The sequence below is a fragment of the Micromonospora sp. C41 genome (assembly GCF_018070485.1).
In the GTDB taxonomy this organism is placed as follows: Bacteria; Actinomycetota; Actinomycetes; order Mycobacteriales; family Micromonosporaceae; genus Micromonospora; species Micromonospora chalcea.
The window spans coordinates 1-13,350 of record NZ_JAGPXP010000005.1 but is presented as its reverse complement, the minus strand read 5'-3'; the positions used below and the strand labels follow the sequence as shown (position 1 = coordinate 13,350).

General features: G+C 70.3%; 10 protein-coding genes and 1 rRNA gene. 4 read left to right on the top strand and 7 right to left on the bottom strand.

Going from position 1 to position 13,350, the window contains the following annotated elements; translation table 11 throughout:
• Positions 1 to 5: 5 nt before the first annotated feature.
• The 3 genes from KBX43_RS07310 to KBX43_RS07300 form a co-directional block, all read right to left on the bottom strand.
• Positions 6 to 179, bottom strand: a complete 174-nt coding sequence (locus KBX43_RS07310; RefSeq protein ID WP_166456745.1) for a hypothetical protein — start codon at positions 177 to 179, stop codon at positions 6 to 8.
• Between the two features lie 273 nt (positions 180 to 452).
• Positions 453 to 2,714 carry a hypothetical protein gene (locus tag KBX43_RS07305; protein ID WP_210883845.1) on the bottom strand — a complete coding sequence of 754 codons (2,262 nt, stop codon included), beginning with the start codon at positions 2,712 to 2,714 and terminating at the stop codon, positions 453 to 455.
• Between the two features lie 10 nt (positions 2,715 to 2,724).
• Positions 2,725 to 4,770 (bottom strand): hypothetical protein, encoded by a 2,046-nt coding sequence (locus tag KBX43_RS07300; protein ID WP_205797524.1) that lies wholly within the window; start codon positions 4,768 to 4,770, stop codon positions 2,725 to 2,727.
• A gap of 306 nt (positions 4,771 to 5,076) precedes the next feature.
• Here KBX43_RS07300 and KBX43_RS07295 point away from each other — a divergent pair, with 306 nt between their 5' ends.
• Both KBX43_RS07295 and KBX43_RS07290 read left to right on the top strand, forming a co-directional pair.
• A complete protein-coding gene (locus KBX43_RS07295; protein ID WP_209963658.1) occupies positions 5,077 to 6,618 on the top strand; it encodes a non-reducing end alpha-L-arabinofuranosidase family hydrolase in 1,542 nt (513 codons plus the stop codon).
• 175 nt (positions 6,619 to 6,793) lie between these two features.
• Complete coding sequence (locus tag KBX43_RS07290) at positions 6,794 to 7,087, top strand: DUF4287 domain-containing protein (protein WP_069089878.1); 294 nt, start codon at positions 6,794 to 6,796, stop codon at positions 7,085 to 7,087.
• 146 nt (positions 7,088 to 7,233) lie between these two features.
• Here KBX43_RS07290 and KBX43_RS07285 read toward each other — a convergent pair whose 3' ends face one another.
• From KBX43_RS07285 to KBX43_RS07270, 4 genes are all read right to left on the bottom strand, one after another.
• Positions 7,234 to 7,755, bottom strand: coding sequence for an alpha/beta hydrolase (locus KBX43_RS07285; protein ID WP_210883842.1), 522 nt, complete (start codon positions 7,753 to 7,755; stop codon positions 7,234 to 7,236).
• Between the two features lie 70 nt (positions 7,756 to 7,825).
• Positions 7,826 to 9,544: an arginine--tRNA ligase gene (argS, locus tag KBX43_RS07280; RefSeq protein WP_210883838.1), complete on the bottom strand. Its 1,719-nt coding sequence runs from the start codon at positions 9,542 to 9,544 to the stop codon at positions 7,826 to 7,828.
• A gap of 270 nt (positions 9,545 to 9,814) precedes the next feature.
• The gene (gene trpS, locus KBX43_RS07275) at positions 9,815 to 10,873 is read right to left on the bottom strand and encodes a tryptophan--tRNA ligase (protein ID WP_210883837.1); all 1,059 of its coding nucleotides are present in this window, start codon (positions 10,871 to 10,873) and stop codon (positions 9,815 to 9,817) included.
• A gap of 270 nt (positions 10,874 to 11,143) precedes the next feature.
• Complete coding sequence (locus tag KBX43_RS07270; protein ID WP_064448820.1) at positions 11,144 to 11,587, bottom strand: PRC-barrel domain-containing protein; 444 nt, start codon at positions 11,585 to 11,587, stop codon at positions 11,144 to 11,146.
• A gap of 125 nt (positions 11,588 to 11,712) precedes the next feature.
• On the opposite strand from KBX43_RS07270, the gene KBX43_RS07265 reads away from it, so the two are divergent.
• Together KBX43_RS07265 and KBX43_RS07260 are read left to right on the top strand one after the other, a co-directional pair.
• Positions 11,713 to 11,976 (top strand): SCO4848 family membrane protein, encoded by a 264-nt coding sequence (locus KBX43_RS07265; protein ID WP_064448843.1) that lies wholly within the window; start codon positions 11,713 to 11,715, stop codon positions 11,974 to 11,976.
• A 632-nt stretch (positions 11,977 to 12,608) separates the two neighbouring features.
• Positions 12,609 to 13,350, top strand: a 16S ribosomal RNA gene (locus KBX43_RS07260); the annotation flags it as partial.

The window sequence follows — 13,350 nt, the reverse complement described above, 5'->3', positions numbered from 1 at the left end:
GCGGATCAGATGAACGACGAGAACTTCGCCGCCGGGATCCGGGTCTGATCGAGGTGAGCCGCCATCACCCGGCGCACGATGGGGGAGATGTCCGCGGCGGAGAGCCGGTCGAGCGGCTCCGCGCGGACCCTGACCAGCGAGACCGGGGGCTCATCCTGGCGCAAGGGTGCGGTCGTCATGAGTGTTCCTTAGGTTTGTGAATGCCGGCCGAGCACAGCGGCGACGGCCAACCTAGTGGCTTTAGGGATCCAGCGCCATCGACCCACCGGTGGGAGACGGTTCTTTTTGGACGGTTCGCCGGCCGGCGTCGTCGTCGCCCCGAGGGAGCGAGCGTAAGGGATCAATTATGCGCCTTTTTACCGATCTAGGCCACGAATCGAAAGTTCAGACTTTGCCAGAAATCGTCCACCCCAATCCCCTGGTCAGGCGAGGGATCGGGGTGGACGAGCGGCTCAGGCGGTGGGGCCGCTCCCGGACGGCGTGCCGAGGTGGATGTCGACGTCGGCCGGCTCGGTCATCTGGTCGTACGCCCTGGTCCGCAGCCGGTTGGTCTGCACCTCGCCGTCGAGCAGCGCCGCCCGCAGCGCCTCCGCGTCGCTGATCTCCTTGGCGGTCACCTCGTCGGCCGCCGTGGTGGCGCCCTGCACCACCTCCAGGTGGGTGCCGTCGGTGGGCATCAACTCGGTCCACTTCGCCAGGCAGTACACCCGCTCCGGCACGTCCTGGCACTCGGTGCTCAGCTCGGGCATCTCGTCGCCGCTGCCGAGGTGGCCGGCCCGGTACGCCGTCAGCTCGTCCACGAACGCCTTCAGCTCGTGCTCCACCTGCGGCGAGAGGCTGGTCGCCACCACCTTGCCGAAGATCCACCGCAGCGCGGCCAGCTCCATGCCGGCCCGGACCGGCAGGTAGAGCTTCGCCCAGCTGGCGTTGACGAAGTCGCCGGGGTCGCGCTCCGGGGCGCGGGCGTCGCCGCCGGACCACCACCCGGGGTACGCCACGAACGACGCGCGCTCCCAGTCGAAGACCCGGTGCCAGAAGTCGATCTCCCACGCCTCGTCCCGCACGCTGGCCGGGAAGTGCGCCTCCACGATCTGCGAGACCATCTCGTTGACCGGGGAGAAGCCGGCCCGCAGCCGCGCCTCGAACTCGTCCCCCGCCGTCTCCGCCGCCGCCAGCGCCGCGTCGCGCCGGTCCTGCCACTCCTGAAGATCGGTCAGGTAGCCCGCGACCAGCGCGTTGTACGCCGCGTCGTCGGCGGTCTGGTCCACCACCGTCGGGGTACGCCGGAACCCGGCCGCGATCTGGGCCTGCGCGCCGGGACCGCCCAGCCAGCTGGCCGCGCCCACATGGATGCGGACGCGCAGGACTGGTCGGCCGTCCGCCTCCGTCACCACCGGCACACCGACGACCTGGGCCGCGATGGCGGTCGGCGGGCGGCGGGTGATCAGGTTGAGGTTCTGCCGGATCGTGTCGACGTTGCCGTCCCACTCCCAGCCTGCGTCGACGGGGACGTCGATGTCGTAGTCGGCGCTCATGTCGCCGGTGAATCCCCACTTGTCGAGCGTGACCACGGCGGAGTACACGACGCGCGTCTCCACCGCGGCGGGCGCGCCACGCGGCGGGCGCTCCGGCTTCACCGGCATCGGGGGCAGCGCGGCGACCGCGTTGTCGCGGATCCGCTGCCGCCCGCCGGTGATCTTCTGGGCGAAGGCGAGCGCCGGGTCCTTGATCGTGGGGGCCCAGCAGACCCGTGCGCCGTACCGCTCGTGGGCCAGCTCCAGCCGTTGCAGCACCTTGAAGTAGTGCAGCGTGATCGGCGTGGCCCGGTTCGGGTTGCGGACGGTGCGCTTCGAGGACGACTCCGTGCCCGTCTCGGTGACGAGCTTGAAATCGGTCTTGTGCTGGGTGCGGTAGCGCGCCGCGACCTTCGAGGTGGCGGTCCGGCTGTCCTTGACCGCGCGGCGGCTCGTCTCCTGGCTCGCCGCGGTGACGCTGGTGGCGAAGCCGATGGTGTGGCTGGCGTTGAAGGTGCCCCAGATGCCGGTCGGGCTGGTGTACTGGCCGGTGTGGCTCGCGTTGAGCCCCCAGGTGTCGGTGAGCGACTTCTGCCGCTCGAAGCCCTCCTGGAGTTCGGTGGTGAGCGCGCTGGTCAGCTCGACGTCGGTCTGCTGTTCCGACTCGTTCTGCTCCTCCAGGGTCAGCTCGCGCTTGGTGTAGGTGCGCTGCTCCAGCACGGCCTCCTCACCGGGGGCGAGCGCCAGCGCGTAGACGTGCTCGCCGAGCGCGAAGCCCACCGGCCGGATCCGGGTGCGGTCGAGGAACGCGATGCCGACGTCGGACTGGAGCAGGCCGGCGAGGAACTCCGCCTGCTGGTCGCCGAGGAGCGTCTGGCGTCGCGCCGGCGGCTCCCGGTGCGACATGCCCGAGTCGGCGCCGGGCAGCGCCTCGGTGGCGGCGTCCATCTCGTTGGCCTTCCACAGGTCGTAGAGGCCGAGTTGTTTGAGCAGGTGCGGCAGCCGGTCGCCGTCGAGCCCGCCGTAGCGGATCGCCTCGATCAGCGCCTGCTTGACGTAGAACGGCAGGATGGGCGTCTCGCCACCGCCGAACGTGAGCCGGACCGGTACGAAGTAGTTGGAGTAGACGTACCTGTCGGAATGCGCGGTGCTGAAACCAAGCGTCGCCGGATCGGCGTCGGCGACGACGACTCTGCCCATCGGTGCTCCTCTACAGCGGCAGTGTGAACAGGGAGTGCAGCCCCTGGTACGTCATCTCGTGCGAGGTGACGAAGAATCCGGGGAACAACTGGCTGAGGGCGGCCTGGCGGACGACCGTCTCGCGTACGGCGTGCGCGGTCAGCTCTTCGAGACCGGCGACGACCTCCGCCGGCACCCCGCCCTTGGCGGCCCGCTGGTACGCCTCCGCGATCGCCTCCCAGCGACCGTCGAACGTCTCCCCGAGGTCGTCGGCGACGGTGCCCCAGGTCTTCTCGAAGCGCTCCAGTTTGGTCGAGGAGGTCCAGTCGACGTTCGTGACGCGGGCCGCCTCGGGGTCGACGAGCAGCAGGTCGGAGCGGAGGTCCCCGACGGTGGTGGACGCCTTCCACCGGAACCGCTCGGCGAGGTGGCCGGCGAGGGCCTTCTCCGCCCCGGTCGCGGCCGGGTTGCCGGTGAAGCCGACGAGGCGCAGCAGCAGATCCCGGTCCGGGTGGCCGAGCAGCATCTGGGCGACGGTCTGGCGCAGCACCGCGTCGGAGCCGCGCAGCGCGGGTGCCAGCTCCGGGTGGGCCGTGCGGACCGCCTCGACCACTGTCGCCAGTGACTTCTCCGCGAACGCCTCCAGGCCCGGTGACCGGCCGACGAGCTGGGCGACCTCGGCGGCCATCCGCCGGTGCACCTGCTGGCCGAGCCGCCACGGTTGCGCCTGCCCGGCCTTGCGCAGCGCGCGGAACTCCTCGTACGCGGCGGTCTGGAGCGCCCTGTTGAACGCGGTGGTCAGCCGCTGCTCCAGTTGCCGGGCGATGGCCGCGCGCACGACGGCGGCCTGGACGTCCCGGGGTGTCTTCGGCGGCTTCAGCTCGCGCAGGTCCTCGACCCGCTTGATGATCTCGTCCAGCGCCTCGCTCAGCTCGGCCCGGGTCGCCGCCCGGCCGGCCGACGACACCGCCTCCGACATGCTCGCCATCAGCACCGGCCGACCGTCGAGGCTGACCAGCGCGCCGAGCCGGGTGCCCGCGCCGGCGCCCGCGAACGCCTCGGCGTGCGCCGCCTGGTTGAACACGCTCAACGTCAGCTCGGCGTCGGCGAGCAGCACCCGGCCCTGCCGGAACAGCGCGTCGAGCACCTTCGGCGGGAAGAGCGTGCGCAGGACGGCCAGCCCCACCCGGGGCGTGGCGGCGATCGCGGCCCGGCCGATCGCCACCAGCAGCGCGGCCATCTGTGCGGTCAGCAGGCGCGCCTCGCGGGCGCCCGCGAGCAGCAGCGGCACGTACCGGACGGCGGCGCGCACCGCGACGCCGCCGAGCAGCCGGGCGAGGTGCACCAGGCCGGTGAGCACCTGGTACAGGTCGCCGGCGACGCGGCCGAGCAGCCGGCCGGCGGCGAACGGGTCGAGGTTCTCCAGGTGGCGGGCGAACTCGGCCGCCCAGCCGCGCCACAGCGCCAGCAGCCGATCCGGGACGGTGGTCGGGTCCAGCGCGGCCACGATCCCGGCCAGCGCCTGGCGTACGACGGTGGCCTGGTCGGCGATGCGTTGCACACCGGCGCGGGGGTCGACCGTCAGCACGATGAGCGTGGTGAACTGTTCCTGCTGAAGGCGGCCGATCAACTGCACGAGCTTGCCGAGGTCGACCACCACCGTCGCGACGGATTCCCCGACGCCGACGGCGAACCCGTCGAGGAACAGCTTCGGGTTGATCCCGTTCCAGGCCGCGTAGTGCCGCATCGCGTCGAGCAGCGCGGGGTCGAGGCCGAGCAGGAGACGGCGGAACGCGCCGTCGGTGTCGACGTCCGAGGCGGCCAGGTCGAAGAACGCCTCGGCCAGCCGCAGTCTCGCCAGCATCGCGACCAGGTCCCAGACGTTGTCGGCGGTGATGCGCCCGCTCATCGCGGTCAGGACCCGCTCGCGGGTCATCGACCGGGTGGCGTGCGCGTCCAGCCAGTACTTGACGGTCAGCGCGACGAACTCCACCCGCGGGTCCTGGGTGCGTACGCCGAAGATCGCGGCCCGGTCCTCGGCGGACACCCGCGGCACGCTGAACCAGTCCCGGATCATGACGGATTCGTTCGCCGGCTGCCCCAATTCCCCCACCCCCTCCAGCCGTGTGCACTGTCGAGCCGTGGTGCGGGCAGCGGTAGTGCTGGGTCGAGAAGCTGACATGGGCCGGTAACGTCACGCGCCCGCCTTCCATCGACTGTTACGACTTGACGAACGGCGTGTTATCGCTCACAGTCGATGGCACGGGGCGGCGGGAGCGATGGGTCGCCGAGCGGGCGCGGACGGCCGCGTGGCAGGCCGGGTGTGGGGTCAGTGCGCCAGTGCTAATTGTTAGCGCTCACAAGTGTGATCTGAGGGAGGAACATGTTTGCTTTTGGTAGATCCCCATCGACGGTGTCGCCCCCGCGACGGCGCGGATGGCTGCCGCGAGTAGTCGCGACCGGCGCTGCCGCGGTCCTCGTCGGCGCCGCCGCCGTGGCGGCCGTGTCCGCGCCCGCCGCCGCCGCGAGCGTCGACACGAACGCCTGGTACGTCCTGGTCAACCGCAACAGCGGCAAGGCGCTCGACGTCTACAACCTGGCCACCAACGACGGCGCGCGGATCACCCAGTGGACGCGCAACAACGGCAACCAGCAGCAGTGGCAGTTCGTCGACTCCGGCGGCGGCTACTACCGGCTGAAGTCCCGGCTGTCCGGCAAGGTGCTCGACGTCTACAACTGGTCGACCGCCAACGGCGGCAGCATCGTGCAGTGGTCCGACCTGAACGGCACCAACCAGCAGTTCCGGCTGGCCGACTCCGACAGCGGCTACATCCGGCTGATCAACCGCAACAGCAACAAGGTGGTGGAGGTGCAGGGCGCCTCGACCGCCGACGGCGGAAACATCGTCCAGTACGACGACTGGAACGGCGCCAACCAGCAGTGGCAGCTCGTCCGCGTCGACGGTGGTGGCGGCAACCCCACCACGCCGCCTCCCACCACGCCGCCGCCGGGTGGCACGTGCAACCTGCCGTCGTCGTACCGGTGGTCGTCGACGGGCGCGTTGGCGCAGCCGCGGTCGGGTTGGGTGTCGTTGAAGGACTTCACGGTGGTGCCGTACAACGGGCAGCACCTGGTCTACGCGACGACGCACGACACCGGGTCGTCGTGGGGGTCGATGAACTTCGGTCTGTTCTCGAACTGGTCGCAGATGGCGTCGGCCAGCCAGAACGCGATGTCGTCGGGGACCGTGGCGCCGACGTTGTTCTACTTCGCGCCGCGCAACATCTGGGTCCTCGCATACCAGTGGGGACCGACCGCGTTCTCCTACCGCACCTCCAACGACCCCACCAACCCCAACGGGTGGTCGTCGGCGCAGCCGCTGTTCACCGGCAGCATCTCCGGCTCCGGCACCGGCCCGATCGACCAGACGCTGATCGCCGACGACCAGAACATGTACCTGTTCTTCGCCGGTGACAACGGCAAGATCTACCGCTCCAGCATGCCGATCGGGAACTTCCCCGGCAGCTTCGGCTCGAACTACACCACGATCATGTCCGACAGCACGAACAACCTGTTCGAGGCCGTGCAGGTCTACAAGCTGCAGGGCCAGACCCGCTACCTGATGATCGTCGAGGCGATCGGCTCGCAGGGCCGCTACTTCCGCTCGTTCACCGCCACCAGCCTGAACGGCTCCTGGACCCCGCAGGCGGCCACCGAGTCCAACCCGTTCGCCGGCAAGGCCAACAGCGGCGCCACGTGGACCAACGACATCAGCCACGGTGAACTGATCCGCACCACCGCGGACCAGACCTTCACCGTCGACCCCTGCAACCTCCAACTGCTCTACCAGGGCCGCTCCCCCAACTCCGGCGGCGACTACGGCCTCCTGCCCTACCGCCCCGGACTGCTCACGCTTCAGCGCTGAGCGCGTACCCCGAGGTGTGGAGAGCCCGGCCCGCGACCACGCGGGCCGGGCTCTCCGGCGTCTCGCCCGATCGTTGTCCTGGAGGCAACGACGGTGGCCCGGTCCGTCGTTGATCGGACCCGCGCCGCCCGGGAGGGTGGAGTTGTCACCACCTCCCGGACGAAGGGTTGAGCAGATGTCCTTCCAGGCATACCTCGACGCGATCGAGGACAAGACCGGCAAGACCCCGCGCGCCCTGGTCGACCAGGCCCGGGAGCGTGGCTACGACGCCGCCGACGTGAAGGCCGGCGTGATCGTCGGCTGGCTCAAGGACGAGTACGGCCTCGGCCGGGGACACGCGATGGCCCTGGTCCACGTGATCAGGAACGGGCCGAAGATCAGCGCCAAGCACGTCGGCTCCACCGGCTCGCACCGCGACGACAGCGACACGCTGTGGCTGGACGGCAAGGCCGCCCGAGCCGCCGCGTAGCGGGGCGTGGACAGCGACGCCTATCGTTCGCGGCATGGGAGCGATCAAGCCGTGGCACCTGTTCATCCTGACGCTCTGCTGCCTGCTGCCGCTCATCGCTGCGGTGGCGGGGGTGGTGTGGACGCGGCGACGCCGCCGCTGACCCGTCAGCGGCCGGCGACGAACTCCTCCACCGCCGTGCAGACCCGCCCCAGCGCCTCGGCCGAGGCCGCCAGCGGTCCGGGCACCATCATCGAGTGGTCGGCGTCGGCGACCTCCACCACGTACGGGGTGAGCCGGCGCGCCCCCGCACCGTCCCAGACCGGGTCGGCGGTGCCGCCGGCCAGCAGGAACGGCGCGGTGGCCCGGGCCAGCGGCTCCCGTACCGCGGGGTCGGTCAGCAACGGCGTCAGCCAGACCGCCGGGATGCCCCGGTCGGCGGCGAGCGGGGCGGCGAAACTGCCGAGCGACTTGCCCACGAGCAGATCCACCCCGGCGTCGAGGACCGGATCCAACTGCTCGGCGACCCACTCCGGCGCGGCGTCGTGGCGCAGATCGCCGATCGACCGCCAGGTCACCTCGTGCACCTCGAAACCGCGCCGGCGCAACGCCTCCCCGATGTAGACGAACAGCGGCCCCCGGGTGTCGTAGCCCCGTCCCGGAGCGAGTACCGCGCGTCGATCCGCCATGGCCGCCTGCCTCTCGTTCGATCGATGCGTCACGCTAGCCGCCGCACGGGCTTCCGGTGGCCCCGCTGCCTCACAACCGTTCCGGGGTACGGATGCCGAGCAGGTCCAGGCCCTGCCGCAGCACCCGCCCGGTCAGCTCGCACAACACGAGCCGGCTCTCGCGTACCGGCCCGTCTGCCCGCAGCACCGGGCAGCGCTCGTAGAACGCGCTGAACGCGACAGCCAGCCGGTGCAGATACGCGGTCAGCCGGTGGAACTCCAGGCTGCCCGCCACCTCCTCGACCACAGCGGCGAAACCGACCAGTTCCATCGCGAGCGCCCGCTCGGCCGGCTCGGCGAGCGAGACGTCCGCGTCCGGCCGCGCCGCCGCGCCGGCCCGCCGGAAGATCGACCGGACCCGGGAGTACGCGTACTGGAGGTACGGCGCGGTGTTCCCGTCCAGCGACAGCATCCGCTCCCAGTCCAGCACGTAGTCCTTGTGCCGGTCCCCGGACAGGTCGGCGTACTTGATCGCGCCGATGCCCACCGCGCGCCCCACCTCGGCGGCCTCCGCCTCGCCCAGCTCCGGGTTGCGTTCCCGGGCCAGCGCGGTGGCCCGCTCCACAGCCTCGGTGAGCAGCCCGACCAGCTTCACCGACCCGCCGGCCCGGCTGCGCAGCATCCGCCCGTCCGGGCCGAGGATCGAGCCGAACCCGACGTGCTCGGCCCGCACCGGCGCGGTCAGCCAGCCGGCCTGCGCGCCGACCGCGAACACCATCTCGAAGTGCCGCCGTTGCGGCAGCCCGACCACGTAGAGCAGCCGGGTCGCGCCGAGCGTGCCGGTCCGGTGCCGCAGCGCGGCCAGATCGGTGGCCGGGTAGCCGTACCCGCCGTCGGACTTGCGCACGATCAGCGGCAACGGCTCGCCGTCACGGCCCACCGATCCGGGCGGGAACACGCAGTCCGCGCCCTCGCTGCGCCGCAGCAGGCCGAGCCGGTCCAGTTCCTCGACAGTCGGCGCGAGCTGGTCGTGGTAGCTGCTCTCGCCCCGGAAGTCGTCGCCGGTCAGCGTCACGTCGAGCAGGTCGTACACGGTCAGGAAGTAGCTCTCCGACTGCGTCACCAGCAGCCGCCACAGCCGCAGCGTCGCCGGGTCACCGCCCTGCAACGCCACCACCCGCCGCCGCGACCGTTCCCGGAACGCCTCGTCGTCGTCGAACTTCGCCCGCGCCGCCTTGTAGAACCCGTCCAGGTCACCCATCGACAGCTCCTGCGCCGCCCCGGCCTCGCCCAGGTCGAGCAGGTGCTCGATGAGCATGCCGAACGGCGTGCCCCAGTCGCCGAGGTGGTTGGCGCGCAGCACCCGGTGCCCGAGCCACTCCAGCGTCCGGGCCGCCGCGTCCCCGATCACCGTCGACCGCAGGTGCCCGACGTGCATCTCCTTCGCCACGTTCGGCGCCGAGTAGTCGACCACCACCGTCTCCGGCTCGGCCACCGGCGGCACGCCGAGCCGCGGGTCGGCGGCCAGCGCGGACACCAGCCCGCCGAGCGCGTGGTCGGCCACCGTGAGGTTCAGGAAACCCGGACCGGACACCTCGACCGACGCGCAGACGTCGGCCAGCGCCGCGCGCTCCCGTACCTCCGCGGCGATCTCCCGCGGCGGCCGGCTGAGCCGCCGGGCCAGGCCCAGCGCCGCGTCGGACTGGAAGTCCGCGTGCTGGGAGCGCCGCACGGCCGGGTCAACCGGCACGCCGGCCACCGCCGCGAACGCCGGCGCCAGCCGGTCGGTGAGCAACCTTTCAAGATCCATGGGTACGCCGATCTCGCTGTGGATCCGCCGCGCGGATCACCTGACGGGAACGCGACGGCGGAGCGAGAACGGTCGATGACGACCGGCGGCTCGATCCGCCGGTCGCAGGAGGGAAGGCTCAGCGCAGGCGGTCGCGGGACCGCCGGCGTCGCAGCGCGCCGAGCCGGACGTCGGAGGACGTCATCGGGTACGCGTGCGAACTGGCCATGTCGGCAGCGTAACCGGCCGGCCCGGGGCGTGCGCAAGCGCGTACCCCGGGCCGGTCTGTCGTCAGGCCGAGGTGGCGACGGCCTTGCGGTAGCGCTCGGCCCGGCGCCGCACCTGGGCGTACGCGCTGCTCAGGCCCATCGCCCGGCGGACCTCGACGAGCGTGCGGCGCACCTCGACGCGGGTCCGCTCGGTGCCGGTGACGATCAGCTCGTCGACCAGGCCGGGCTGCGCCTCGAACCGGGCCCGGCGGTCCCGGATCGGGTCGAGGAACCGGTTGAGCGCCGCCGCCAGCGCCTCCTTGACCTCGACGTCACCGACCCGCCCGGCCCGGTAGCGGTCCTTGAACTCCGCCACCTGCGCCCGGTCCGGGTTGAAGATGTCGTGGTACTCGAAGACCGGGTTCCCCTCGACGGTGCCGGGCACGTCGGCGCGGACCCGGTTCGGGTCGGTGTACATCCCCATCACCTTGCGGCGCACCGTCGCCGCGTCGTCGGAGAGCGCGATCGCGTTCCCCTTGCTCTTGCTCATCTTCCCGGCGCCGTCCGTCCCGACCAGCGTGGGCGTTTCCGACATGAGCATGTCGGGCACCGGGAAGACCTCGCCGTAGAGGTGGTTGAACCGCCGGGCGATCTCCCGGGTCACCTCGACGTGCGCGGCGTTGTCCTTCCCGACCGGCACGACCTGCCCCTTCACGCAGAGGATGTCGGCGGCCTGGAGGACGGGGTAGCCGAGCAGGCCGTACGGCATTTCGTCCTTGCCGGCGTCCCGGGTCATCTCCTTCAGCGACGGCACCCGTTCCAGCCGGGGCACCGTGATCAGGTTCTGGAACAGCGTGTTCAGGTCGCCGACCTCGGGGATCGCCGACTGGAGGTAGAACGTCGCCCGTTCCGGCTCCACCCCGGCGGCGAGGATGTCGGTGACCATCTCGCGGGCGTTGTGCGCCACCTGCTCGATGTCCGCGCGGCTGTTGCGCGTGGTGAGCATGTGCAGGTCGGCGATGATGAAGAAGCTCTCGTAGCGCTGGTGCAGCCGCACCCGGTTGGCGATGCTGCCCACGTAGTGGCCGAGGTGCAGCCGCCCGGTCGGGCGGTCTCCGGTGAGCATGCGTGCAGAGGACATGGTCGTACGCCTTTCGTGCCGGTCGCTGGCGGGGAGAAGCGACCCGGGTGTCACCCGGGTCGGTGGAGCGGGCTCGTCAGAACGAGCGCCGCCATCGCCCGCCGGCGCGGAATCGGAGTCCGCCGGCACGGAGTACGTCGAGGATCTGCTCCCGGCCGTCGACAGCGTGGCCCGGAAGACCGCTACGGGTCTCCGGGAGGCAGCTGCGCGGCCGGACCATGCCTGACACGGTAACCGCTCACCGGTCTGCGCCGCTGCCTCCTGCCGCGCTTACTGCTGTCGATAGCTCTCGGAGTAGTAGCTGCCGACCCGCTCCCGGTACTCCGGGTGCGCGAAGTGGTCGCTGTCGAACGCGGGCGACTCCTTCACCTGGTCGCGGGTGCGGTCCACGTGCACCACGCGGTCCAGGTGATCGACCCGGGCCACGGTGCCGGCCGGCAGCAGCACCTTCTTCCCGAAGATCCACGGCCCGGTGTCCACCACCAGGTAGCGCGCGTCGGCGTCCTCGTTCGCCTCGTCGATCGACCCGATCCGGCCGTCAGTCGCCTCCACCCGGTAGCCGGTGAGGTCGAGCGGCGTACCGGGACCGGGGGCGTCGAGCTGGTCGTCGGTGTCCGCGGCGCGCTGCCGCGGTACGTCTCCGGGCCGGGTCTGGTCGTACCCACCCGCCAGGGCGGACGGGTCCCGCCAGGCCCAGGGGTTGAACGGCTGCATAGGTGGCACCTCCCGCGCATCGGCTCGACGCCGGGAACAGTGCCCCGGCGGCCACGCCGGAAACACGCGTCGCCGTCCCCGACGCCCTGACCTGCGGGTACGGCCTGCTGGCATACTGGCCGACCATGGTCCTGTCACGTGGTTGGTCACTGTTCCTGGTCGCCGTCGGAGTGTGGACCTGGGCGATCTGGCCGAGGTTCGCGGTCGCCATCTGGAACGACGAGCGCGCCTGGTCTGCCGGCGTCGTCGGCGAGGGCAGTCCGACGGGTTTCCTCTGGGTGCACGCCCTGCTGATCGGCGCCTCTCTGGCGATCGGCACGACTGTCGGTGTCCTGGGCATCCGCGCCTACCGTGCCTCCCGCCGCCCTGCCCCCGTCGGACGGGTGTGACGCGCGCCGCTACCCACCGATTTGACGATCAAACCTGTGGCCGCGTAACTTTCTCTCTGCCAGCGCGGAACGGGGCAAACGGGACGAAAGTCCTGAAGTGCCGAACCGGGATTGGCGCCGGGTCCGAACGAGGTTCTCGCCTCCGCAGGACCTGGTCCGGGCGATGCTCACCAAGACGCCGGAGGGCGGATTTGGCGGAGCGAAACCGACCGGGTAAGGTTGTCGACCGGCAGGGAACCGGGCGAGCTAGCGGGAGACCGCAGCGGCCGGCCTGCCAAATCCGATGATCAGACGCAGCGGGTGACTGCTGCGTGGGTTCAGCGGCGCCGACCCGTACGAAGCGTGACAGACCGGGACACACGGTTTGACACGGCAGAGACGGTGAGGTAACGTAGTAAAAGTGCCCGGCGCGAGAGTGGCGGGTGGTTGAACGAAATGCCCCGGCTGGGGGTTCTGCTGATGCGGGGCCTGGTGGTTGGTGTGTGGTTGTTCTTTGAGAACTCAACAGGGTGCTTGTAAAGCCAGTGCCAATTGTTTTATACCCCGGACTGGTGGCTGTTCTTTGGAATGGTTGCTGGTTGGGATTCCTTTGGCAACACTTTTGTTGCCAGGATGCTGTTCGACAAAGATTTTTGTTGGAGAGTTTGATCCTGGCTCAGGACGAACGCTGGCGGCGTGCTTAACACATGCAAGTCGAGCGGAAAGGCCCTTCGGGGTACTCGAGCGGCGAACGGGTGAGTAACACGTGAGCAACCTGCCCCAGGCTTTGGGATAACCCCGGGAAACCGGGGCTAATACCGAATATGACCTCCGATCGCATGGTCGGTGGTGGAAAGTTTTTCGGCTTGGGATGGGCTCGCGGCCTATCAGCTTGTTGGTGGGGTGATGGCCTACCAAGGCGACGACGGGTAGCCGGCCTGAGAGGGCGACCGGCCACACTGGGACTGAGACACGGCCCAGACTCCTACGGGAGGCAGCAGTGGGGAATATTGCACAATGGGCGGAAGCCTGATGCAGCGACGCCGCGTGAGGGATGACGGCCTTCGGGTTGTAAACCTCTTTCAGCAGGGACGAAGCGTAAGTGACGGTACCTGCAGAAGAAGCGCCGGCCAACTACGTGCCAGCAGCCGCGGTAAGACGTAGGGCGCGAGCGTTGTCCGGATTTATTGGGCGTAAAGAGCTCGTAGGCGGCTTGTCGCGTCGACCGTGAAAACCTGGGGCTCAACCCCAGGCCTGCGGTCGATACGGGCAGGCTAGAGTTCGGTAGGGGAGACTGGAATTCCTGGTGTAGCGGTGAAATGCGCAGATATCAGGAGGAACACCGGTGGCGAAGGCGGGTCTCTGGGCCGATACTGACGCTGAGGAGCGAAAGCG

Coding starts and splice junctions, on each gene's coding strand:
- KBX43_RS07285 (WP_210883842.1), bottom strand. CDS start 7,755: ATGGCGGATCGACGCGCGGTACTCGCTCCGGGACGGGGCTACGACACC.
- argS (WP_210883838.1), bottom strand. CDS start 9,544: ATGGATCTTGAAAGGTTGCTCACCGACCGGCTGGCGCCGGCGTTCGCG.
- trpS (WP_210883837.1), bottom strand. CDS start 10,873: ATGTCCTCTGCACGCATGCTCACCGGAGACCGCCCGACCGGGCGGCTG.
- KBX43_RS07295 (WP_209963658.1), top strand. CDS start 5,077: ATGTTTGCTTTTGGTAGATCCCCATCGACGGTGTCGCCCCCGCGACGG.
- KBX43_RS07310 (WP_166456745.1), bottom strand. CDS start 179: ATGACGACCGCACCCTTGCGCCAGGATGAGCCCCCGGTCTCGCTGGTC.
- KBX43_RS07305 (WP_210883845.1), bottom strand. CDS start 2,714: ATGGGCAGAGTCGTCGTCGCCGACGCCGATCCGGCGACGCTTGGTTTC.
- KBX43_RS07270 (WP_064448820.1), bottom strand. CDS start 11,587: ATGCAGCCGTTCAACCCCTGGGCCTGGCGGGACCCGTCCGCCCTGGCG.
- KBX43_RS07265 (WP_064448843.1), top strand. CDS start 11,713: ATGGTCCTGTCACGTGGTTGGTCACTGTTCCTGGTCGCCGTCGGAGTG.
- KBX43_RS07290 (WP_069089878.1), top strand. CDS start 6,794: ATGTCCTTCCAGGCATACCTCGACGCGATCGAGGACAAGACCGGCAAG.
- KBX43_RS07300 (WP_205797524.1), bottom strand. CDS start 4,770: ATGATCCGGGACTGGTTCAGCGTGCCGCGGGTGTCCGCCGAGGACCGG.